The 22,211-nt window shown below is 45.4% G+C and carries 23 protein-coding genes; 17 read left to right on the top strand and 6 right to left on the bottom strand.

What is annotated here, in order from left to right; translation table 11 throughout:
• Nucleotides 1–155 precede the first annotated feature (155 nt).
• The 8 genes from P8H32_RS01665 to chrA all read left to right on the top strand — a co-directional run bounded on the left by P8H32_RS01665 (nt 156) and on the right by chrA (nt 4,551).
• Nucleotides 156–539, top strand: a complete 384-nt coding sequence (locus P8H32_RS01665; RefSeq protein WP_301088298.1) for a GFA family protein — start codon at nt 156–158, stop codon at nt 537–539.
• 71 nt (nt 540–610) lie between these two features.
• A complete protein-coding gene (locus P8H32_RS01660; RefSeq protein WP_301088297.1) occupies nt 611–1,006 on the top strand; it encodes a GFA family protein in 396 nt (131 codons plus the stop codon).
• Between the two features lie 88 nt (nt 1,007–1,094).
• On the top strand, nt 1,095–1,718 hold the full coding sequence (locus P8H32_RS01655; RefSeq protein ID WP_301088296.1) for a class I SAM-dependent methyltransferase: 624 nt from the start codon (nt 1,095–1,097) through the stop codon (nt 1,716–1,718).
• 20 nt (nt 1,719–1,738) lie between these two features.
• Nucleotides 1,739–2,020 (top strand): hypothetical protein, encoded by a 282-nt coding sequence (locus P8H32_RS01650; RefSeq protein WP_301088295.1) that lies wholly within the window; start codon nt 1,739–1,741, stop codon nt 2,018–2,020.
• Nucleotides 2,021–2,147: 127 nt separating this feature from the next.
• Complete coding sequence (locus P8H32_RS01645; RefSeq protein ID WP_297293497.1) at nt 2,148–2,549, top strand: DUF3127 domain-containing protein; 402 nt, start codon at nt 2,148–2,150, stop codon at nt 2,547–2,549.
• 9 nt (nt 2,550–2,558) lie between these two features.
• Nucleotides 2,559–2,858: a hypothetical protein gene (locus tag P8H32_RS01640; protein ID WP_297293495.1), complete on the top strand. Its 300-nt coding sequence runs from the start codon at nt 2,559–2,561 to the stop codon at nt 2,856–2,858.
• Nucleotides 2,859–2,888: 30 nt separating this feature from the next.
• Nucleotides 2,889–3,335: a YtoQ family protein gene (locus tag P8H32_RS01635; protein WP_297293493.1), complete on the top strand. Its 447-nt coding sequence runs from the start codon at nt 2,889–2,891 to the stop codon at nt 3,333–3,335.
• Nucleotides 3,336–3,357: 22 nt separating this feature from the next.
• Nucleotides 3,358–4,551: a chromate efflux transporter gene (gene chrA / locus P8H32_RS01630; protein WP_301088294.1), complete on the top strand. Its 1,194-nt coding sequence runs from the start codon at nt 3,358–3,360 to the stop codon at nt 4,549–4,551.
• Nucleotides 4,552–4,573: 22 nt separating this feature from the next.
• Here chrA and P8H32_RS01625 read toward each other — a convergent pair whose 3' ends face one another.
• From P8H32_RS01625 to dnaA, 6 genes are all read right to left on the bottom strand, one after another.
• On the bottom strand, nt 4,574–5,617 hold the full coding sequence (locus P8H32_RS01625) for an NADP(H)-dependent aldo-keto reductase (protein WP_301088293.1): 1,044 nt from the start codon (nt 5,615–5,617) through the stop codon (nt 4,574–4,576).
• A gap of 89 nt (nt 5,618–5,706) precedes the next feature.
• Complete coding sequence (locus P8H32_RS01620) at nt 5,707–5,973, bottom strand: hypothetical protein (protein ID WP_301088292.1); 267 nt, start codon at nt 5,971–5,973, stop codon at nt 5,707–5,709.
• 33 nt (nt 5,974–6,006) lie between these two features.
• Nucleotides 6,007–8,421, bottom strand: a complete 2,415-nt coding sequence (gyrB, locus tag P8H32_RS01615; protein ID WP_301088291.1) for a DNA topoisomerase (ATP-hydrolyzing) subunit B — start codon at nt 8,419–8,421, stop codon at nt 6,007–6,009.
• Nucleotides 8,422–8,460: 39 nt separating this feature from the next.
• Nucleotides 8,461–9,555: a DNA replication/repair protein RecF gene (gene recF / locus P8H32_RS01610; protein WP_301088290.1), complete on the bottom strand. Its 1,095-nt coding sequence runs from the start codon at nt 9,553–9,555 to the stop codon at nt 8,461–8,463.
• Between the two features lie 26 nt (nt 9,556–9,581).
• Complete coding sequence (gene dnaN / locus P8H32_RS01605; RefSeq protein ID WP_297293044.1) at nt 9,582–10,688, bottom strand: DNA polymerase III subunit beta; 1,107 nt, start codon at nt 10,686–10,688, stop codon at nt 9,582–9,584.
• Nucleotides 10,689–10,713: 25 nt separating this feature from the next.
• Nucleotides 10,714–12,186 (bottom strand): chromosomal replication initiator protein DnaA, encoded by a 1,473-nt coding sequence (gene dnaA, locus P8H32_RS01600; protein ID WP_366058088.1) that lies wholly within the window; start codon nt 12,184–12,186, stop codon nt 10,714–10,716.
• Nucleotides 12,187–12,827: 641 nt separating this feature from the next.
• Between dnaA and rpmH the strand changes: the two genes are divergently transcribed.
• The 9 genes from rpmH (at nt 12,828) to P8H32_RS01555 (ending at nt 21,827) form a co-directional block, all read left to right on the top strand.
• A complete protein-coding gene (gene rpmH, locus P8H32_RS01595; protein ID WP_085758126.1) occupies nt 12,828–12,962 on the top strand; it encodes a 50S ribosomal protein L34 in 135 nt (44 codons plus the stop codon).
• A gap of 46 nt (nt 12,963–13,008) precedes the next feature.
• Nucleotides 13,009–13,386: a ribonuclease P protein component gene (rnpA, locus tag P8H32_RS01590; protein WP_301088289.1), complete on the top strand. Its 378-nt coding sequence runs from the start codon at nt 13,009–13,011 to the stop codon at nt 13,384–13,386.
• 86 nt (nt 13,387–13,472) lie between these two features.
• Nucleotides 13,473–13,721: a membrane protein insertion efficiency factor YidD gene (gene yidD / locus P8H32_RS01585; protein ID WP_301088288.1), complete on the top strand. Its 249-nt coding sequence runs from the start codon at nt 13,473–13,475 to the stop codon at nt 13,719–13,721.
• A 2-nt stretch (nt 13,722–13,723) separates the two neighbouring features.
• Nucleotides 13,724–15,424, top strand: coding sequence for a membrane protein insertase YidC (yidC, locus tag P8H32_RS01580; protein ID WP_297293041.1), 1,701 nt, complete (start codon nt 13,724–13,726; stop codon nt 15,422–15,424).
• Nucleotides 15,425–15,512: 88 nt separating this feature from the next.
• Entirely contained in the window at nt 15,513–16,907 is a 1,395-nt protein-coding gene (mnmE, locus tag P8H32_RS01575) for a tRNA uridine-5-carboxymethylaminomethyl(34) synthesis GTPase MnmE (protein WP_301088287.1), read from the top strand.
• Nucleotides 16,908–17,494: 587 nt separating this feature from the next.
• A complete protein-coding gene (gene mnmG, locus P8H32_RS01570; RefSeq protein ID WP_301088286.1) occupies nt 17,495–19,387 on the top strand; it encodes a tRNA uridine-5-carboxymethylaminomethyl(34) synthesis enzyme MnmG in 1,893 nt (630 codons plus the stop codon).
• Nucleotides 19,388–19,454: 67 nt separating this feature from the next.
• The gene (gene rsmG / locus P8H32_RS01565; RefSeq protein WP_301088299.1) at nt 19,455–20,039 is read left to right on the top strand and encodes a 16S rRNA (guanine(527)-N(7))-methyltransferase RsmG; all 585 of its coding nucleotides are present in this window, start codon (nt 19,455–19,457) and stop codon (nt 20,037–20,039) included.
• A gap of 5 nt (nt 20,040–20,044) precedes the next feature.
• On the top strand, nt 20,045–20,809 hold the full coding sequence (locus P8H32_RS01560) for a ParA family protein (RefSeq protein ID WP_297292747.1): 765 nt from the start codon (nt 20,045–20,047) through the stop codon (nt 20,807–20,809).
• 115 nt (nt 20,810–20,924) lie between these two features.
• Nucleotides 20,925–21,827 carry a ParB/RepB/Spo0J family partition protein gene (locus tag P8H32_RS01555; RefSeq protein ID WP_297292749.1) on the top strand — a complete coding sequence of 301 codons (903 nt, stop codon included), beginning with the start codon at nt 20,925–20,927 and terminating at the stop codon, nt 21,825–21,827.
• Nucleotides 21,828–22,211: the final 384 nt, after the last annotated feature.

Below are 22,211 nucleotides of genomic sequence, written 5' to 3'. Positions count from 1 at the left end.
CTCTATCGATACCTATAGCGATTAATCAAACACTGGATCAATTTTTGTGAAAATTGGAATAAGCCACATAACAAGTCAGTCAAGTTCGCGCCTGCGGCGCCGGACGGCCGTGCCGGCCGCCGCTTACTGAAGCGTTATATTTCTAGGAGAGTACGGTGATATATAAAGGAAGCTGCCACTGTAGAGAGATTACTTTTGAAGTAGATGCCCCAGAGGTTATTGAAGCAGATTATTGTAATTGTTCTGTATGCTCTAAATCTGGCTTCCTGCACTTGATAGTACCGCTTAGTAAATTTAGGCTTCTCTCCGGTATGAACTCAATAACTACCTATAAATTTAATACAGGCATCGCAAAACATACGTTCTGTAAAACGTGCGGCATGAAGCCTTTTTATACTCCGCGCTCAAACCCAGACGGAATTGATATTAATGTAAACTGCCTAGACACTAAGCCAATGTCCGTCAACATAACGAACTTTGATGGCCAACATTGGGAGAAACATGCACATGAAGTGGCACACAAGAGCAAAGAAATATAACAAGTCAAGGCATTGGACAAAGTGCTACGCACTTCGCCAATGCCTTAGGCGTCAAGCATCAAGGAGATTTCGTGCCAATTACAGGTGAGTGTTTCTGCGGTAGTATCAAATATCAGATTATTGGGAATCTAAAAGATGCTAGGTCCTGTCATTGTTCCCGCTGCCGCAAAGCTTTCAGCTCGCAAGCATCTGCATATGCTCTGGTAGAGCCAAACGAATTCAATTGGTTGCAGGGCTCAGAAAAACTCACTAGCTACGAATCAGAGGCTGGTTTTGGCTTACAGTTTTGTAGTAGATGCGGTTCTACTTTGTGTGGTACCTACAATGGTGAGTTGCATGGAATCACATTGGGCTGTCTCAATGAAAGCCCAGAAATTGAAATAGGCTATCATATTTACGTGGGTTCTAAGGCTGCTTGGGAAGTGATTCCTGAGAGTGTAAAAACCTTTAAAGAAGGGTGCCAGTAAATGCTTAACAAGGTGTACCAATTCGCGCCCTGCGGGCGCCGGACGCTCGTAAACTCGCGCCGTTGTGCACGACGTTAAGTGAATAAGTATGTACCAAGACGAATGGAATAATGTAGCCAAAGGAGTGAATTTCAATCTAGAGATTGATCTTCACCGATTTAGCAACAAAGTTTCTAGTGAGAGCAGAATATTAGATTTCGGTTGCGGCTATGGCTGCATCATCAAACAACTATGGGATAACGGTTATAAAAATATCGCCGGCGTTGACTCCTCAGCAAAAATGATTGAACGAGGAAATATACAGTATCCATACTTGGAGCTTTCTCTCGTCTCTGGAAATACGCTTTCTATTCATGATAATAGTTTCGATGTTGTAGTAGTATGTGCTGTGTTTACTTGCATAACATCTCTGGAAATAAGGGTTGCCCAGTTCAACGAAATTTTCCGTATATTAAAGCCCAATGGATTATTGCACATGGTTGAGTTCTGCGCAGAATCAAGTAAAGAATTTACCTCAGAAGTTGGTGTTCCAATGCTTCACAGTAGTCCGAATGAGCTACGGAATTTAGTTAATTCAATGCAGGTAACACACGAAGAAGTTGTTAATACTGAAACATTAGGTGGACGCAAAGCTAGTAGTTATAGCTTGTTCGCCAGAAAATCACTTAACAAATCAAACATATGGGACGCCGTAACCGACACCCCTTCTTGAGGTGTTAAGCTTAAATAAGTATGAAACATATTCTAGACAAACTCACCAGCTACACATTGGCATTAAGAGACGCCTTAGATCGCACCAATGAAGCAAATGAGCGCCCGCAAATCACCAAACATTTAGCAGCGGCGGCAGAGATTTTTGCCCTTCTGAACATGCATCAAACAACTGAAGCAATTGATCATATTATTAAAAAAGAAAATCGCAGCCATAGTTTGTCCTATTTATCCGGTAAAGAAGGTCAAAACGTCGAAAAAAAATGGCTGGCGTTTGTCGAGGCAACAGGTATCGAGTTATAAAAGATCTATTAAGTTGCTCAAGCAAGGCACAGGGCTGGATAGCCGTATCTGAAGCGGTGGCTTAAGCCCGGACTCAATGTATAATGGTCTACCACCATTCAACAAGTCGTAGGAAAAAGGTAACACCATGTCAAAAAGCTTTGAACTTCAGGGACAGATACACTCCATTGGCCAAACCACGGAATACGGCCAAAATGGTTTTACCAAACGGGAATTTGTGGTCAAACTGACTGGCGAAGGGGAGAACGAACGCTACCCCAACTATATCGCGATGGAGTTGATTAAGGATAAATGCGCCTTAATGGATAACTATAATATCGGCGATGAAATTACCGCCCACTTTAATTTCTCCGGTCGTCTATGGTCTGGCAATGGCGGCCCGGAAAAATGCTTTACCAGTTTGCAGGCCTGGCGTATAGAAGGAGCAACCACAGGAGCGGAAATGGGGGCCTATGATCAATCGCCACCTCCTGCCAGTTTTGATCAGTCAGCTGCTATCGATAACTTTGATGACGATATTCCGTTTTAGTCGATTATCGTGCCCAATACAATAGCCTTATTATTTGCCACCACCCTCTTGCTTTTGTGTGGCTTTGCTCTGCTTTCATTCAGCCATAGTGGTGAGATATTAAAAACCGGAGAAGGGACGGTTTATCAATGTGCGCAACTCAGCGGCGCCAATACCACCTCGCTATTTCATGCCACGATTGAAGATAAAAGCGGCGCCTTTATTATTGCCAGCCTAAAAGATTGCAAACCCGGCGCCAAAGTCACGGTTCTAATTAAACGGGGAGCGCTATACTTTAATACCGTATACGCTGCAGAGAATAATCTGTAACTCACTAGTTTCTTTTTACAAAGGTCAATCATGATGGAATGGAACATATACCTCTCTGGCGAAATACATACCGACTGGAGACAGCAAATTATTCAAGGCTGTGAAGCCGCCAATCTTCCTGTCAGCTTTAGCTCTGCGGTGACCAACCATGAAGCCAGCGATGCAGCAGGGGATGTATTAGGGCAGCAGGATAATAATTTCTGGCGCGACCATCAATCCGCCAAGGTCAACGCTATCCGAACAAAAACCTTTATCGAACAGTGTGATATAGCCATTATTCGTTTTGGTGAAAAGTATAAACAGTGGAATGCCGCCTTTGATGCTGGCTATTGTGCTGCCCTGGGTAAGCCTTATATTACCCTACATAATGACGATATTATTCACCCCCTAAAAGAAGTGGACGCCGCCGCACAAGCCTGGGCAACAACGCCCGAGCAGGTGGTGGAATTGCTTCGCTATACGATTAATCAACCCTGATCGCCTGTTCCAGGTTTAAAGCATGTCTGATCAACAGGGCAGCATTTTTGAGGTTTTTAAAACCTTTTTAAAACTGGGGCTAACCTCCTTTGGTGGCCCAGTGGCTCATATCGGCTATTTTCGTAAAGCTTTGCTGGAACAACGCCAGTGGCTTACCGAGAGTCAATTCACCCAACTACTGGCCATCTGCCAATTTCTACCCGGGCCCGCCAGTAGCCAATTGGGTTTTGCCATCGGCCTGTTAAGGGCGGGATGGGGCGGGGCGATTGCCGCTTTTCTGGCCTTTACATTACCTTCAGCGCTATTACTAATTGTCTTTGCTTCGCTGTTGCCTGCGCTGTCTGGCGGAATCGGTGCAGCGGCCATTCATGGCTTAAAACTTGTGGCTTGTGCCGTGGTAGCTGATGCAGTGCTAGGGATGTCGAAAAAGTTATGTCCTGATTTTCAGCGTCGAGCTATAGCGCTGTTTGCTATCGGAGCCCTGCTGTTATTGTCTTCCGCATGGTCACAATTGCTGGTCGTTGCTGCCGGCGCTGTAGCGGGGATGGTGTTATGCCGTGAAGCCGTTTCTAATACCGAGGCACCGTTGCAGCTTGGCTACAGCAAGTCGCTGGCGTTAGTATTATTGACTCTGTTTACCCTGTTGTTATTGGGCTTGCCGATGATTAGTGGCGATAATGGCATTGCTAACGTTGCCCGGACTTTTTTCCAGGCGGGTGCTTTGGTCTTTGGTGGCGGTCACGTGGTGCTACCACTATTGGAACAATCGGTAGTCACCAGCGGCTGGGTTAGCCCGGAACATTTTCTTGCCGGTTACGGTGCGTCGCAGGCGATACCCGGCCCGATGTTTGCCTTTGCTGCTTACCTGGGCACAATCATCCCAGTGGACCAAAGCCCTTTGCTCATCGCCGCCACGGCTTTGCTGTTTATATTTTTACCCGGCTTTCTGCTGGTGACCGCCGCACTGCCCCTGTGGCAGGCCATTGCCCACAACCCCAAAGCGGTCAATGCTATCGCCGGTCTAAATGCTGCTGTTGTTGGTATTTTAGCGGCGGCGCTATACGACCCCATCTTTACCGCCGGCATTACTTCTATAGCCGACCTGCTAATAGCCGTCATTGGTTTTGCCATGCTCACGGTATGGAAACGCTCGCCCCTGATGGTTGTGCTATGGTGTGTAGCGGCCAGTCTGGTCAAATTCAAGCTGGGATATTGACCTTGCCAGAAAATGAAGTCGCTTAAGGGGAAGGTATGCGGTACTTGTGATGTATTGCTTCTATTTCCTCCAGTACCTCTTCATTGAGTGTTATATCAACACTGGCAATATTTCTTTTTAGCTGTTCTATGGTGGTAGCACCAATAATATTACTGGTCATAAATTCGCGGTCATTCACAAAGGCCAGTGCCATTTGATCAGCTTCAAGGCCGTGATTTTTAGCCAGCTCAACATAGGCCTCCGTAGCGGCTTCTGCATATTCATTACCGTAGCGAGTAAAGCGTTGGAATAACTCCATGCGTGAACCCACCGGTTTTTTACCGTTGATATATTTACCGCTTAAGACACCAAAGGCCAACGGGGAATAGGCTAGTAGGCTCACTTTTTCTCGCATGGTGATTTCGGCTAAACCAATATCAAAAGTACGGCATAGAAAATTATAGGGATTTTGAATACTAACCGGACGAGGCAGGTTTTTTTCTTTGGCTAAACGCAAATACTCCATCACGCCCCAAGGGGTTTCGTTAGAGATACCGATGTGGCGCACTTTACCCTGGTCAACCAGCTCACCTAATGCAGATAAAGTTTCTTCAATGCTCACGCCATCATCGCCGCCGGGCTTATAGCCCAGCTCACCAAAGAAGTTCGTTTTACGCTCAGGCCAATGAACCTGGTAGAGGTCAACGTAGTCTGTTTGTAAACGGGTTAATGAATCATTAATGGCCTGGTGAATTTGTTCGCGGTTTAAACGCGGGCCGCCACGGATATGGGAAGTACCGGGATTAGCATCACCGCGACCGGTGACTTTGGTGGCCAATATGACTTGCTCGCGCTTACCCGTTTTAGTCAGCCAGCGGCCGATATACTCTTCTGACCGACCCTGGGTCTCAGGTTTAGGAGGTACCGGATAAAGCTCTGCAACATCAATAAAATTAACCCCCTGGTCAAGGGCATAGTCCAACTGTTCTGCAGCTTCTTGCGGGGTGTTTTGCTCGCCCCAGGTCATTGTGCCCAGGCAAATTAAACTGACATCTATATCGGTGTTTCCAAGTTTGCGAAATCTCATTGCGACCTCTTTATTAAAACAATTGCGCGTAGCCATTGCTACGCCACGGAGCACCCTATGGATTCAACACAGCAATGACAAATTCTTAGCTATGCATCAGTAGATAGCTTCATGGTGGCTGTAGTGGGTTTATAGTAGGAGGGGATAGAGGAGCGGCTAACGACCTTAATCATATTTTCTGCAGTGACATGGACATTGGAGCGAGCCTGTTTGCTAAAAAACTCTTTCGACTGTTCCGTTAATTTGCCTACATTATGCTTCTTGCCAATCTTAACCATCTCCGGGTCTGCAAAGCCCAGCGGGTATTGCATAAGAAAGTTGCCCTCCAGTATTTTTAATTTTTTGGGGTTCAACATTCAGCTTACCTTCATTACTACAAAGGACATTAACTACACATCCAAATTAGCAACCTTCAACGCATTCTCTTCAATAAATTCTCGACGGGGCTCAACCTGGTCGCCCATCAACGTCGTAAATATCTGATCCGCTGCAATAGCATCTTCAATCGTTACCCGAAGCATTCTACGCTCTTCAGGGTCCATGGTGGTTTCCCATAGCTGCTCAGGATTCATTTCACCCAAACCTTTATAGCGCTGAATATTTAAACCTTTTTCAGCCTGTATCATTAACCAATCAATGGCCTGGCTAAAATCACTAATCTCTTCGGTTTTCTCGCCGCGCTGAATATAAGCTCCCTCTTCAAGGAAACCAATTAGCTTGGCACCCATGGCAACAATCGCTTTGTAATCATTGGAAGAAAAGAAATCCTGGTTAAAGACAAACTCGGTATCAACACCATGAGCCGTTGAAATAATACGAGGCAAGAAGTTATGGCGTTCGGTATCTTCTTTAACATTAACGAGGTAAGACTGGCTGTTTGAACCTTCGCCCAGTTTTTCTTGCAGTTGATCAGCCCACTGTTGAACGGCGGATTGATCGCGCAATTGTTCCACGGTTAACTCAGGCAGATAAATCATGTCCTGCATTGCCGTTTCTGGATATAAACGGGAAAGGCGAGCAATCGTATTTAATACGCTGCGGTATTGTTTAACCAAATCTTCCAGCGCTGTGCCAACAATACCTGGCGCGTCGGGGCTGGTATGCAAAGAAGCATTTTCCATCGCGCTTTGTGTCAGGTACTGGTCCTTACCCTCTTCATCTTTTAGATACTGATGCTGTTTGCCTTTGCCAATTTTGTATAAAGGTGGCTGGGCGATAAAGACATGGCCGCGCTCGATGAGTTCTGGCATCTGCCTAAAGAAAAACGTTAGAAGCAAGGTTCTGATGTGAGAACCATCCACATCCGCATCGGTCATGATGATGATGCTGTGGTAACGCAGCTTATCGGGATCAAATTCTGATTTACCAATACCACAACCTAAAGCAGTAACAATGGTGCCGACTTCAACCGAAGACAGCATTTTATCGAAACGCGCTTTTTCTACGTTTAGGATTTTACCTTTTAGCGGAAGAATCGCTTGAGTACGACGATCGCGGCCCTGCTTTGCAGATCCACCCGCCGAGTCCCCTTCCACCAAATAAACCTCACTTAGTGCAGGGTCTTTCTCCTGACAATCCGCCAGTTTTCCTGGTAAACCAGCAATATCCAGCGCGCCTTTACGGCGTGTCATTTCACGAGCTTTACGGGCCGCTTCACGGGCGCGGGCTGCATCCATCATTTTGGTGACAACCAGCTTGGCTTCACCGGGGTTTTCCATCAAATAGTCACCAAAAGACTGATTCATCGCTTGTTCCACGACGGTTTTCACTTCTGAGGAGACTAATTTGTCTTTGGTTTGAGATGAGAACTTGGGATCTGGGACTTTAACCGAGATAACGGCAGTCAGACCTTCACGGGCATCATCACCGCTGGTGGAGACTTTGTCTTTCTTGGCAAAACCTTCGCGCTCTATATAACCATTCAAACTACGAGTTAATGAGGCCCGAAATCCCGCTAAGTGTGTGCCGCCATCACGTTGTGGGATATTATTGGTATAACAGTGGATGCTTTCCTGGAAACTATCGTTCCATTGCAGCGCCACTTCTACCCCTACACCACCTTCACCCATCACATTAAAGTGGAATAACTTATTGATCGTAGTCTTGTTTTGGTTCAGGTAAGCCACAAACTCACTTAAACCGCCGTCATAGGCATAGTCTTCTTGCTTGCCGCTACGCTCATCTTTTAAGGAGATATGAATCCCGGAGTTAAGGAAGGCTAACTCGCGGAGTCGTTTGGCCAGTTGGTCAAAGTGGAATTCAATATTGGTAAAGGTATCAGCAGAAGGCTTAAAGCGAACCTCTGTACCGGTAGTTTCAGAGTCACCCACAACAGCCAATGGCGCCTGTGGAACACCGTGGTTATAGATTTGCTCGTGGATTTTGCCACCACGACGAATCGTTAGCTTAACTTCTTCGGATAAAGCATTTACTACGGAAACGCCCACACCATGCAGCCCACCGGAGACTTTATAGGAGTTATCATCAAATTTACCGCCGGCATGAAGCACGGTCATAATAACTTCAGCGGCTGAGATACCCTCTTCGTGGACCTCTGTCGGTATCCCACGACCATCATCGGAAACACTGACTGACTCATCCGGATGAATTACAACATTAATAATCGAACAGTGACCCGCCAGGGCCTCATCGATAGAGTTATCGACCACCTCAAACACCATATGGTGCAAGCCGGTACCATCATCAGTATCGCCGATATACATGCCCGGGCGCTTACGCACGGCATCAAGGCCTTTAAGGACTTTGATACTTGAGGAGTCGTAGCTGTTTTCTTCTTCGCTCATAAAAAACCTGTTCGCTAGTTGCTTACTATGATGTTGTTGTTATTGTTGCTTAATAACGCCATGTTCCACGTGGAACATACTGATTGTGGCCTCACCGGACCAACAATCATCTATATCTTTATGATCTACACAGGTTACAAACACCTGGCATTCAAGTTCTTCTAATAGGGCACACAGGGCTTGCCGATGCTTTTTATCTAATTCTGCAGGCAGATCATCAACCAAGTAGACACAGGACCGGCCTGTTAGCTGAGATAATAAATACCCCTGAGCCACTCTTAAGGCACATACCACCAGCTTTTGCTGGCCTCTGGATAAAATATCCGCAGCACTAGCCGACTGGTAGCGTAACTTTAAGTCGGCTCGGTGCGGTCCAGAGGTTGTATGGCCCTGTTCTTTTTCTCTTATTACATTGGCTGCCAATACCTCGGCAAGGTCGGTCTCTTTATCCCAGCCCCGGTAATAACCGAGAGATAAACCTTCCAGACCCAGCAATCGAGCCAGTGTCTGCTCAAATACTGGTACCAGCTGTTGGAAATACTGGGCTCTAAAGCTATCCAACTGCCTTGCCAGGCCAACAAACTCGTCGGTCCAAACCGCTAATTGCTGGTCGTCGATTCTACCATGACGCAGTAAAGTATTCCGTTGTTTTAAACAACGCTGCGTATTCTTCCAGACTGGATGGAACTGGTGTTCCACGTGGAACACACCCCAATCCAGAAACTGTCGCCTCACTGATGGCGAACCCTCCAACAACTTAAAGGTGTCGGAGCTAATCACCTGTACCGGCAGATTCTCTGCCAGGGCAGCGGCGGATTTAACCGATTGACCGGCAATTTTAATCACACCCGGTGTAGAAGGGGATTTAAACCGCTCAACTCCTACCGGTTGGTAGCCTGCGCCGGGTATATCAATCTCAGCAAAGGCGACACAACTATCCATCTCACTGTTTATTAATGGTTTTAGTTTATGGCTTCGGAAAGAACGAGCAGAAGAGAGTAGGTGGATAGACTCTAATACACTGGTTTTTCCTGCTCCGTTTTCACCATATAACACATTAATAGAGGAAAGCGGGTTAAGGCTGGCGCTACGCAGGTTACGTATACCGGTAACTTCCAGTCTTTTAATTAACACGCTATTAAGCTATTCAATTCGATCCATTAAAGACGCATTGGCATAACAACATACATGGAATCCCCTTCTTCGGACTCCTCAAGCAAGGCGCTACTGTTAGCATCTGATAATGACAGCTTGACGGTATCACCGCTTAGCACACCCATTACGTCCAGTAAGTAACTGACATTAAAGCCAATTTCCAACGACTCACCGGAGTAATCTACATTAACGATCTCTTCCGCTTCTTCCTGCTCTGGGTTATTAGCTACAATTTGTAGGCTGGCATCCGATAGCATCAGCCGTACACCACGGTATTTCTCATTAGAGAGAATAGAAGTACGGGAAAAGGCCTGGCGCAAATCATTACGTAAGCCAAATACCGTCTTGGTGCTGCTCTTAGGCAATACTCGGTCATAATCAGGGAATTTGCCGTCTACCAATTTAGAGGTAAAGGTAAAATCCGTAGTAGTGGCGCGGATATGGTTGGAACCAATCACTACTCGAACGTCGTCATTTTCATTCATTAATAGACGCGCCAACTCAACCACGCCCTTGCGAGGCAGTATAACTTGTTGATTTTCTTGAGTTTCTATAGGAGCGGCGAGGGTACACAAAGCCAAACGGTGACCATCGGTAGCTACAACGCGCAGCTGGCCGGCAGAGACTTCCCACAACATACCATTCAGGTAGTAACGAACATCCTGCTGGGCCATGGCAAAGCTGGTGCGATCGATTAGACGCTTTAAATCGCCCTGTTTTACGGTAAAGTCCTGGCTGCCTGGGCTTTCTTCTACATTAGGAAAATCATTGGCGGCCAGTGTCGATAAGGTAAAGCGGCTGCGGCCGGATTTAACAATAACTCGCTGCTCGTCCTGAATAAACTCAATATCACTACCATCAGGCAGGGACTTACAGATATCAGCCAGCTTTCTGGCCGGCACGGTAATCTCTCCACCGGCTTGCGGAGCCTGCTCCAATGTCACACGACCTACCAACTCAACCTCTAGATCCGTACCCGTAATCGAAAGCTGGTTACCATCCAATTCCAACATGACATTAGATAAGATTGGCAAGGTTTGGCGGCGTTCCACCACACCGGCAACCAGGTTAAGTGGTTTTAACAGGGCTTCACGGGAAATCAAAAATTTCATGTTGATCTCTATCCTTATCGGTTAGTTAGGTAGTGAGTGAGCGTAATAGGTTTTTACAATCTTCGCGGATATCGGCATCCGTCTCTTCCAATTCTTTAATTTTGCGACAAGCATGCAACACGGTGGTATGGTCCCGGCCACCAAAGCTATCGCCAATTTCCGGCAGGCTATGGTTGGTTAATTCCTTGGCTAAAGCCATTGCCACCTGACGGGGGCGAGCTACAGAACGGCTACGACGCTTGGACATCATATCGGATACTTTGATCTTATAATACTCGGCTACAGTACGCTGAATATTATCCATGCTGACCTGCTTATCCTGTAGGGCCAGCAAGTCTTTTAATGACTCTCTAATCAGGTCGATATCAACCGGGCGGCCAGTGAAGTGAGCACTAGCTATCACTCGCTTTAAGGCGCCTTCTAGCTCGCGGACATTAGAACGAATTCTTTGGGCAATAAAGAAAGCCGCATCGGCAGGCAGGGTGATATTAGCCTGTTCGGCCTTCTTCATTAATATAGCGACGCGGGTTTCCAGCTCGGGAGGCTCTACGGCTACCGTTAAACCCCAACCAAAGCGAGACTTAAGCCTTTCTTCCAAACCGCTAATTTCTTTAGGGTAGCGATCACAGGTTAAAATCATCTGCTGACCACCTTCAAGCAAGGCATTAAAGGTATGGAAGAACTCCTCCTGGGAGCGCTCTTTACCGGCAAAAAACTGGATATCATCAATTAACAACGCATCCACCGAACGGTAGTAACGCTTAAATTCGTTAATTGCATTAAGCTGTAGCGCTTTAACCATATCCGCTACAAAGCGCTCCGAATGTAGATAAACCACTTTGGCATCCGGCTTTTTCTGCATAATCGAGTTACCCACTGCATGCATCAAGTGGGTTTTACCTAAACCAACACCGCCGTAGAGAAATAGCGGGTTATAAGCGCCGCCGGCATTCTCGGCAACCTGCATAGAGGCAGCGCGGGCCAGTTGGTTGGATTTACCTTCAACAAAAGTATCAAAGGTGTAATTTTTAATCAGGAAGCTTTGGTGCTGAATCGCCCCTTCAACTTCAACCTTGCGGGAGGACGGTGAAGAAGGGGAGTTAATAAAACCTGGGGCCTTATTATTACCGGAATAGAGACTTTCACCCCTGGCATCAACAATGGTGCTTTTACTGCCGTTAGGTGGGTTGACCATTGGATTAATCGGACGCTGGGCGACGGAAGCCGCTGGCTGGTCTCTACGGGTTACTGGCTGTTGGTCGCCAATCTCCAGACTCACATCCACACTCTGGTCACCAGACAATTCAGAGGTGATTTCAAGGATACGGCTAAGGTATTTGTTTTTAACCCAGTCTTTAACAAAACGATTGGGTGCAAAGAGTCGTATCTGTTGCCCATGAACCTCAGCCTGTAAGGGGCGGATCCAGGTATTAAATTGCTGGGAGGGTAGCTCGTCCTGCAGCAGGTGATTGCATTGTTGCCACATAGAATCAGACAAAGGCGTACTCCGGCGTATTATTGGCCAAAAGCGTCGCAATCAGCAGGGCTGTTAAACCACAAATGGTGGTTAAAAATGAGTTTTTCAATTGTTTATCCAAAAACACTAGCATCGAACCTTATTTTTCTAACTGTTGTTCGTTTTGCTCACACTATTAATCCGGCTTAGCATTGCTACAGCTACCACCATAAAACAATAATTAATGGGATAACTTCGCCAGAGAGCTGTGCATTGTACTCTTGGAATTTTGACTTATCCACAAAAAAACAAGGAATAATGAAAAAAAATATAAGCCCTAATAGATACTAATTATCAATGACTTATAGGAGATCAGCATTAATTTATTAAGATATTCCATACTGGGTTTAAGTTTGTGGATAACTATGAATAAGAGCTGTGGATAAGTTATCAACATCATGTATATAGTCTGTGCCTAAGTCAATTCAGGCAGGAGCGAGTTTATTGCTTCCTTTATATGCCTAAAATTACTGTAAAATCAGCGCATAAACGAATTGATATTAACGGACAAATTCTCTAGAATGCGCGGTCCTTGATATCGGGGGTCTGATTCTGTCTTTTTAGACAGTTGTTAACCCCCTGATGGAAAAACATATTTTTGTTATCAGTTTGGAATTAACGTCATGAAAAGAACATTTCAGCCCAGCGTACTTAAGCGCAAACGCACCCACGGTTTCCGTGCTCGTATGGCCACTAAAAACGGTCGTGCATTAATCAACCGTCGTCGTGCTAAAGGTCGTAAGCGTCTATCTGCTTAATCAATAAGTTTTTGCATTCACTATCCTAAAGGATAAATGAACGGTTATGCTTAACTTTTCATTTAATAAATCCCTAAGACTACTCGATGCAACTGCTTATAAAGCCGTTTTTGATGACGCCCAGTTAAAAGTTTCCAAGCAACAAGTTTTATACCTGGCCCGCAAAAACGGCACGACTACACCGCGATTAGGTTTAGTTATTGCAAAAAAGAATGTACGTCACGCCACTGAGCGCAATCGAATCAAACGCATTCTTAGAGAAAGCTTCAGATTACAACAGCACCAGTTAGGTGGTATAGATACTGTAGTATTAGCAAGACGCGGTTTAGATCAGTTGGATAACTCAGCTCTACACAGGTTATTCAATCAGCTTTGGCAACAGCTTTATGAGAAGTCTCTGAAAGCTGAAAAGAAAGCTAACTAATTGCAACACTAATTAGCAACACTATATATAGAAGCAAGAACTGTCACAGAACCACTCCCTATTCCTTTTATCTTGATGGGCGACACATGCGCCGGATATTTATAGGCTGTATTAAAGGTTACCGATATGCGATTAGTCCATTAATGGCTAACCATTGTCGTTTCCACCCCAGCTGTTCCAGCTACGCTATTCAAGCACTAGAAACCCATGGCGCTATTAAAGGTAGTTACTTAACTACAAGACGATTATTACGTTGCCATCCTTTTAATCCCGGCGGCTTTGATCCTGTGCCGGAAAAAACTACTGATAACAACAACGAGCATACATCACACTAATTATGGACTTCCAACGCTATTTATTAATTGGCGCCATCGCCGCCTTATCTTTTATGTTACTCACAGAGTGGGTTAATTTTAAAGACGAAAGAAAAGGTACCGATGTTGTTGCCGCTTACCAGCAACAGCAAAATGGTGGTAATAACACTACTACTGCAACTGTTCCTGAATCCGCTTTTCCAACAGCTACCGCAACCAGCACCAACAATACGGATATTCCAAGCCTGGAACCTGAAGAGCCTTCTAACGAAACCGCTTTTGTTAAAAATATAGATCGCATCAAAGTAAGAACTGATTCTCTGGAAATTGATATTAATACAAAAGGGGGTGATATCGTCTTCGCTGCCTTACCCAAGCACTATGCTGAATTAGATAATCCTGATGTGCCATTTACTTTATTAGAGCAATCCAATCTGCGTACCTATATTGCCCAAAGTGGTTTGATTGGTATTAACGGTATCGATACTTCAAAAGGTCGCGCCCAGTACACAAATCAGCAAAGAGAATATATTTTAGAAGATGGACAAGACCGATTATTAGTTGATTTGGTTTATCAAGCCAGCAATGAAGTCACTATTACTAAACGTTTTAGTTTTACCCGCGGCGAGTATTTAATTGATGTTCAGTATCTGATTGATAATAAAGGTAGCCTACCCTGGACCGGCGGTATGTTTGGCCAGTTGAAGCGTGATAGTACACCGGACCCAGCACAAGATACTTCAGGTATGGGTTTAGCGCCTTATCTGGGTGCTGCTATCCACTTACCCGATGAGCCTTATTCTAAGGTAAGCTTTGAAGATATTGCTGAAAAACAATTCCCCAAGCAAAATTTAGAAGGGGGTTGGGTTGCGATGGTTCAGCACTATTTCACCAGTGCATGGATTCCTGATGCCAGCCAAACTCATACCTATTCAATGCTAAAAGCTAAAGACGATGCCAATATTATTCGGTTTACTAGCCCACAGGTTACCGTTAATGCGGGCGAGACAGGCAAGATTAGTTCACAATTTTATACAGGCCCTAAAGATCAATATCGTTTGGAAGAAATTTCACCGGGGTTAGAACTTACCGTTGACTACGGAATTTTATGGTGGATTGCCCAGCCTTTATTCTGGTTGCTAACCAAGTTGCATGGTTATTTAGGTAACTGGGGTTTTGCGATTATTGCGGTGACTGTTTTAGTCAAAGCAGCCTTCTTCCAGTTAAATGCCAAAGCCTATACCTCGATGGCGAATATGCGAAAGGTTCAGCCTAAGCTAACCGCCATCCGTGAGCGCTATGCCGATGATCGCCAGAAACAATCAGCGGAAATGATGAATCTGTACAAGAAGGAAAAAATTAATCCTTTAGGTGGCTGTTTACCAATCCTGGTGCAGATGCCGGTATTTATTTCTTTGTACTGGGTATTGATGGAAAGTGTTGAATTACGCCACGCACCGTTTATTGGATATATTGAGGATCTATCGGTAATGGACCCTTACTTTATCCTGCCGTTGATTATGGGGGTGTCGATGTTTATTCAGCAGAAACTCAACCCGCCGCCACCAGACCCAATGCAAGCCAAAGTGATGCAGTGGATGCCAGTTTTGTTTACCTTCTTCTTCCTGTTCTTCCCGGCAGGTCTGGTATTGTACTGGGTAGTAAACAACACACTGTCGATTATTCAGCAATATATTATTACCAAGCGAATCGAAAACGAATAAGCAACTACACCATCCGTCATTCCCGCGAAGGCGGGGATCCAGTACTGTAGATTCCCGCCTCCGCGGGAATGACAGCAGTGTATAAACCATGGAAAATAGCAGCTTAAATACCGATACCATCGCAGCCATAGCTACCGCACCTGGTCGTGGTGGTGTAGGTATTATCCGCATATCTGGTCCTAACACTAAAGCCATTTCCCAACAGATTACCGGTGCAGATTTAAAACCCCGCTACGCCCATTATGGTGCCTTCTACGAAACCGCTAACGACTCTACTCAAGTAAAACTCGACAACGGTATTGCATTATTTTTCCCCGGCCCCAACTCCTTTACCGGCGAAGATGTCCTGGAACTACAAGCACATGGCGGCCCCGTATTACTCGATATATTATTAAAAGAAGTCATTAAACTCGGTGCCAGAATGGCAAGGCCCGGTGAATTTTCCGAGCGCGCTTTTCTAAATAATAAAATTGATTTAACCCAAGCCGAAGCGATTGCAGACTTAATTAATAGTGCTTCTGAGCAGGCTGCAAGAAATGCTTATCGATCTTTGCAGGGTGAGTTTAGTGAAAAGATTTCCAACTTGGTTGAAGCTGTTATTCATTTAAGAATGTATGTTGAAGCCGCGATTGATTTCCCCGAAGAAGAAATTGATTTTCTGGCGGATGGAAAAGTGGCTGCGGATTTAAATGCCATAATTGAAAAGTTAGCCTTGGTCTTCAAACAAGCCAAGCAAGGTGCATTGCTTCAGGAGGGTATGACAGTAGTGATTGCCGGCAAACCCAACGCTGGTAAATCCAGCTTGCTAAATGCCTTATCAGGCCGTGAAAGCGCAATTGTGACTGAGATTGAAGGCACCACTAGAGATGTGCTGCGTGAACATATCCAAATTGATGGTATGCCTCTGCATATTATTGATACCGCTGGTTTAAGAGAAAGTCCGGATATTGTGGAACAGGAAGGTATTCGAAGGGCCTGGGCTGAAATTGAAAAGGCTGACCAAGTGTTATTGGTGGTGGATAGCACGCAAAGCCAGGAAACAGACCCAACCAAACTAACGCAGGACTTGGGCTCTGATTTAGCGGAAAAGCTTTCTCACCAGCAAAATATCACCGTTATCCATAATAAATGCGATTTATCTAATCAACCCACAGGTATTAGTAATGGTGATCCCACCCTCATTAAGCTATCTGCTAAAGCTAACCTGGGTATCGAGCTATTAACCAAGCACCTAAAAAGCTCTATGGGTTTTAGTGGTGCGGGAGAGGGCGGTTTTACCGCCAGGAGGCGGCACTTGGATGCCTTAGAGCAAGCTTCTCAATCACTACAGGCAGGCAAACTACAATTAGACTCCCATGGAGCCGGTGAATTATTAGCTGAAGATCTGCGCCAATGCCAATCCCACCTTAGTGAAATCACTGGCGAGTTTACTCCTGATGATTTATTGGGTGAGATATTCTCCAGCTTCTGTATCGGCAAATAGATCGCTTAATAACGACTAATACCAACTTACTAAGCACTTTTACCTTACTTATCCACGAAATTACCCACATATCCACTTTGGCTTAACGATTAAAAATGGCTTGTGGATAGACCAGGTTGATTAGCTGTGAATAAGCGCTGAGTTTGATCTGCATGAAAACAGCTGCTTTTAGGGGGATTTCAGTGCCTGTGTATAAGCAGCTCTTTTATACACCGCTAATCCATACCCTGAATACAGCTAATGTAACGCATTAAAGCCTAGTTATCATTACTATAACCTATTGATTTGTATGGTTTTAAAGGGGTTAACCACAGAAAACAGTCCCCCTAATAATAGTAGTAATATTAGAAAACAATCTATCTATATACATATATATAAATAATATATTTAATAAATAAACCTCTTTTAAATATAAAAATCTGTCATTCCCATGAAGACGGGAATCTACAGTGCTGGATCCCCGCCTCCGCGGGGATGACAGAGTGGGATTTTTAGCTGATTATTTTTTCACCATTCACTTTCACCTCTAGCTCACCTACTCTATAATCCTCGCCCTTTTTTTATTCAGCCATCTCTGGGGTTTAGCAGTGGACTATACGGAACAATTTGATGTGATCGTGATCGGCGGTGGTCATGCCGGTACCGAGGCCTGCCTGGCGGCAGCGCGTATGGGCTGTAATACCTTGCTGCTCAGTCACAACATTGAAACTCTGGGCCAAATGTCTTGTAACCCGGCGATTGGTGGGATTGGTAAAAGCCATCTGGTGAAAGAGATTGATGCCTTGGGTGGCGCCATGGCTACGGCTACTGATTTTGGTGGTATCCAGTTTCGTACGTTAAATGCTCGTAAGGGCCCCGCTGTTAGAGCAACCCGTGCACAAGCTGATAGAGTGCTTTACAAAGCCGCTGTCCGAGAAATTTTAGAAAACCAACCCAACCTAAGCATATTCCAGCAAGCTGTTGATGACCTGATTGTTGAGAATGGAAAAGTCTGTGGTGCTGTCACACAAATGGGTTTAAAGTTCCACGCACCTTCAGTTGTGCTATGTACTGGAACCTTTTTAGGCGGCAAAATTCATATTGGTTTGGATAATCACAGTGGTGGACGTGCAGGAGACCCTCCGTCGATTGCCTTGGCAGATCGTTTACGTGAAATGCCTTTCAATGTAGACCGTCTAAAAACAGGTACTCCACCACGGATTGATGCTCGCTCAGTTGATTTTTCAAACCTGGAAGAGCAGTGGGGCGATAAGCCTGTACCGGTGATGTCATTTTTAGGCTCACAGGAACAACAACCTGAACAAACCTGTTGTTGGATTACTTATACCAATTCCAACACGCACGATATTATTCGTAACAACCTGGATCGTTCACCCATGTACTCCGGTGTGATTGAAGGTGTGGGCCCACGTTATTGCCCGTCGATCGAAGATAAAATTCATCGCTTTGCCGATAAAGATTCTCACCAGGTTTTTATTGAACCTGAAGGTTTAAAAACTCATGAATTATATCCTAACGGTATTTCAACTAGTTTACCGTTTGATGTGCAGCACGAATTAGTGCGTTCTATTGTTGGTTTTGAAAACGCGCATATCTCTCGCCCGGGTTATGCTATTGAATATGATTATTTTGATCCTCGCGATTTAAAATATTCTCTGGAAACGAAATTTGTTGAAGGCTTATTTTTTGCCGGGCAAATTAATGGGACTACCGGCTATGAAGAAGCTGCCGCTCAAGGTCTACTGGCGGGTTTAAATGCCGGTTTAAAAGTACAAGGTAAAGAAGCCTGGTGTCCACGTCGTGATGAAGCCTATATCGGTGTGATGGTAGATGATCTAATCACCATGGGTACGATGGAGCCTTATCGTATGTTTACCTCCCGAGCTGAATACCGTTTATTACTGCGTGAAGATAACGCCGATTTACGGTTAACCGAAAAAGGCCGTGAATTGGGTTTAGTCTGTGATGAGCGCTGGCAGAAGTTTGTTGAAAAGCGTGAGGGAATTGAAATAGAAACCCAACGTCTTTCTTCCACCTGGGTACAACCAAAGACACCGGAGGGTGATCAAGTTAATGCGTTAGTGGATCAGCCGATTTCACGTGAATACAGTTTAATGGATTTAATTAAACGCCCTAATATTAATTACAGCGATGTCGCTGGGATTAAAGGTGAGGCGAGCAATAATCCACAGGTTTCTGAGCAGGTTGAAATTCAAATAAAATACTCTGGTTATATCGATCGTCAGTCGGAAGAAATTGAACGCCTGCGCCGTTATGAAAATACCTTATTGCCAGTAGATTTTGATTATCATGGCGTTGAAGGTCTCTCTAACGAAGTCAAACAAAAACTCTCTGATGCCAGACCTGATACTTTGGCCCGCGCATCTCGTGTTCCAGGTGTTACTCCTGCAGCGATTTCTCTATTGCTGATTTATTTAAAAAAGCATGGTGCTTTAGAGCGCGCTGCCACCTCCGCTTAATTCGAGAAGATAACCATTGGATAGTCAGTTTAAACAGCGTTTGGAAAATGGCATTGATGCTTTATCAATGTCCTTTAACCAGCAAACTATAGAAACCTTGTTAGCCTATCATCAGCTGTTAATAAAATGGAATAAAGCTTATAACCTTACGGCTGTTCGTGATCCGCAGGAAATGGTTCATCGTCACTTGTTGGATAGTTTAACCATTGCGCCTTATCTTGATGGCGAACGTTTTATTGATGTTGGTGCTGGTGCTGGTTTGCCCGGTATTATTATGGCGATTATTTTCCCCGAGCGATCTTTTGACTTGCTGGATAGCAACGGAAAAAAAACACGTTTTTTATTTCAAGTAAAAACCGAACTACAACTAGATAATGTCACTATCCATCACTGCCGCGTTGAAGAGCATGGCGGCCAGTTTTATGATGGGGTTTTATCTCGAGCTTTTGCCACCTTGGCCGATATGGTACAGGGCAGCCAGCAGTTACTGGATGGAGAGGGGCGCTTCTATGCAATGAAGGGTGTTTATCCAGAAGATGAACTGGAACAGTTGAGTCAGTTAGAGAAAAACTATAAGGTCGAAGCCTGTCATACGTTGTCTGTGCCTAATGATGAAGGTCAGCGACACTTAATCGTCTTACAAAAGAGTTAAACGGAATGGGAAGAGTTATAGCGGTCACCAACCAAAAAGGTGGAGTGGGTAAAACCACCACCTGTGTGAATCTGGCTGCTTCTCTTGTTGCCACCAAAAAGAAAGTGCTGTTAATTGACCTTGACCCTCAAGGTAACGCGACCATGGGCAGTGGTATAGATAAAAACGCAGTAGAGCGCAGCCTTTACGATGTCCTGGTGCACAATGTACCGATTGCCGAAGTCAGCGTACATGCTGAAAACTGCGGCTACGACATGATTCCTTCCAATGCTGATGTTACCGCCGCTGAAGTTGAGTTGTTAGCGATTGAAGGCAAAGAGTTTCGTTTGCGCGATGCTTTGGCTATTGAGCGTGCTGAATACGATTATATTATGATCGACTGCCCACCTTCGTTGAATATGCTGACAGTAAATGCATTAACCGCGGCACAGGGTGTGATTATTCCAATGCAGTGTGAGTACTACGCGCTGGAAGGTTTATCGGCACTGTTAGAAACGATCTCCCAGATTCAGCAAGTATTAAATCCCAAGCTTGAGATCGAAGGCCTGCTGCGTACGATGTACGATCCTCGCAATAGCTTAACCAATGATGTTTCAAAACAACTGGCGGAATATTTTGGCGATAAAGTCTATCGCACAGTAATTCCACGCAATGTGCGTCTTGCTGAGGCTCCCAGCCATGGTATGCCTGTTATGGCTTACGAGAAACAATCCAAAGGTGCTCTGTCCTATCTGGCACTCGCGGGTGAAATCCTACGTCGTAGCGACTAATCTGTTATTCCCGCCTGCGCGGGAATGACAGATTAGTATTGGAATGACGTGCGTGCTGTTTGGCGGTAAGATAGGCGCCAACAAAAACAAAGATGACACGATTGGAATTTTCATGGTGGCTAAAAAACGCGGTTTAGGGCGAGGGCTTGATGCACTACTTGGTGGTGCTGGTAATAGCAAACCCACAGAGGTTGCAGAGCCGACTCAAGCAGCACCTATCTCCTCAGCGCCTACTGATGGCGACTTACGCACACTGCCCGTTGATCTAATCCAGCGCGGTAAATACCAGCCCCGCCGAGATATGCAACCTGAAGCTTTGGAAGAGCTGGCCGAGAGCATTAAAGCTCAGGGCATTATGCAGCCTATCGTTGTTCGCCCTATTAGTGCCGATAAATACGAGATTATCGCTGGCGAACGCCGCTGGCGCGCCACTCAGTTAGCCGGTTTGGATAGTATTCCAGTCGTTGTTCGCCAAGTACCAGATGAAGCAGCTATTGCGATGGCGCTGATTGAGAATATCCAGCGTGAAGACCTGAATGCGATGGAAGAAGCCTTGGCACTATCCCGTTTACAGCAAGAATTTGACCTGACTCACCAGGAAGTGGCCCAGGCAGTCGGTAAATCACGAGCCACCGTTAGTAACTTATTGCGCCTAATGACCTTGCGTGAAGATGTTCAGCGGATGCTGGAGCATGGTGATTTAGAGATGGGTCATGCCAAGGCTTTGCTAGGTTTATCTGCTGAACATCAGTCCTCAGCTGCCAATACGGTGGTTAGTAAAGGGTTGTCTGTTCGCCAGACTGAGTCTTTAGTTCGCTCCAGGCTCGCTGAACTGGAATCGCCCAAGGCCAAAAAGAAGCAGGCTATCGATCCGGATATCCAGAAATTACAGGATCAGCTCTCTGAAAAGGTGGGTGTTCCGGTGACTATCGACCATAGCGCCAAAGGCAAGGGGAAGTTGGTGTTGAAATACAACAGCCTTAACGAGCTGGATGGTATCCTTAACCATATCAAATAACCCCACCCCGTCGTTCCCGCGCAGGCGGGAACCCAGAGCTGTAGATTTCCGCGTTGGCGGAAATAACAGCAGTAGCATGCAGGCTGGATTCCCGCCTGCGCGGGAATGACGAGGGGCGGCTGATACATTATGTAGTGGTAGTGTTTAAACTGATCACTAGATGCTGTGCTTTATCTTAAACGTCGCCGAAACCCAGTAAACCTGCGGTGAACCTCGCAAAACCCCACTCCATTTTTTATTCCCCAAACTCAATATTTGGTTGAACAGAACCCCCTTTATCCCTATAATGCGCCCGCCTTAATCGACGATTGATTAAGCAGCCACTCCATTTTCAGGTTTTTGACCTGAATTCAGGTAGCCAGAGTCACGATACGCACCCAGAGG

The organism is Oceanicoccus sp. (genome assembly GCF_029238675.1).
Classification (GTDB): Bacteria; Pseudomonadota; Gammaproteobacteria; order Pseudomonadales; family Dasaniaceae; genus Oceanicoccus.
This window is presented reverse-complemented; position numbering and strand designations above follow the sequence as displayed.

Bases quoted from the DNA above. Each gene is read 5' to 3' on its own strand.
- P8H32_RS01655 (WP_301088296.1), top strand. From the start codon at position 1,095: ATGTACCAAGACGAATGGAATAATGTAGCCAAAGGAGTGAATTTCAAT.
- P8H32_RS01650 (WP_301088295.1), top strand. From the start codon at position 1,739: ATGAAACATATTCTAGACAAACTCACCAGCTACACATTGGCATTAAGA.
- P8H32_RS01645 (WP_297293497.1), top strand. From the start codon at position 2,148: ATGTCAAAAAGCTTTGAACTTCAGGGACAGATACACTCCATTGGCCAA.
- P8H32_RS01635 (WP_297293493.1), top strand. From the start codon at position 2,889: ATGATGGAATGGAACATATACCTCTCTGGCGAAATACATACCGACTGG.
- chrA (WP_301088294.1), top strand. From the start codon at position 3,358: ATGTCTGATCAACAGGGCAGCATTTTTGAGGTTTTTAAAACCTTTTTA.
- P8H32_RS01625 (WP_301088293.1), bottom strand. From the start codon at position 5,617: ATGAGATTTCGCAAACTTGGAAACACCGATATAGATGTCAGTTTAATT.
- P8H32_RS01620 (WP_301088292.1), bottom strand. From the start codon at position 5,973: ATGTTGAACCCCAAAAAATTAAAAATACTGGAGGGCAACTTTCTTATG.
- gyrB (WP_301088291.1), bottom strand. From the start codon at position 8,421: ATGAGCGAAGAAGAAAACAGCTACGACTCCTCAAGTATCAAAGTCCTT.
- dnaN (WP_297293044.1), bottom strand. From the start codon at position 10,688: ATGAAATTTTTGATTTCCCGTGAAGCCCTGTTAAAACCACTTAACCTG.
- rpmH (WP_085758126.1), top strand. From the start codon at position 12,828: ATGAAAAGAACATTTCAGCCCAGCGTACTTAAGCGCAAACGCACCCAC.
- rnpA (WP_301088289.1), top strand. From the start codon at position 13,009: ATGCTTAACTTTTCATTTAATAAATCCCTAAGACTACTCGATGCAACT.
- yidD (WP_301088288.1), top strand. From the start codon at position 13,473: ATGCGCCGGATATTTATAGGCTGTATTAAAGGTTACCGATATGCGATT.
- yidC (WP_297293041.1), top strand. From the start codon at position 13,724: ATGGACTTCCAACGCTATTTATTAATTGGCGCCATCGCCGCCTTATCT.
- mnmE (WP_301088287.1), top strand. From the start codon at position 15,513: ATGGAAAATAGCAGCTTAAATACCGATACCATCGCAGCCATAGCTACC.
- rsmG (WP_301088299.1), top strand. From the start codon at position 19,455: ATGTCCTTTAACCAGCAAACTATAGAAACCTTGTTAGCCTATCATCAG.
- P8H32_RS01560 (WP_297292747.1), top strand. From the start codon at position 20,045: ATGGGAAGAGTTATAGCGGTCACCAACCAAAAAGGTGGAGTGGGTAAA.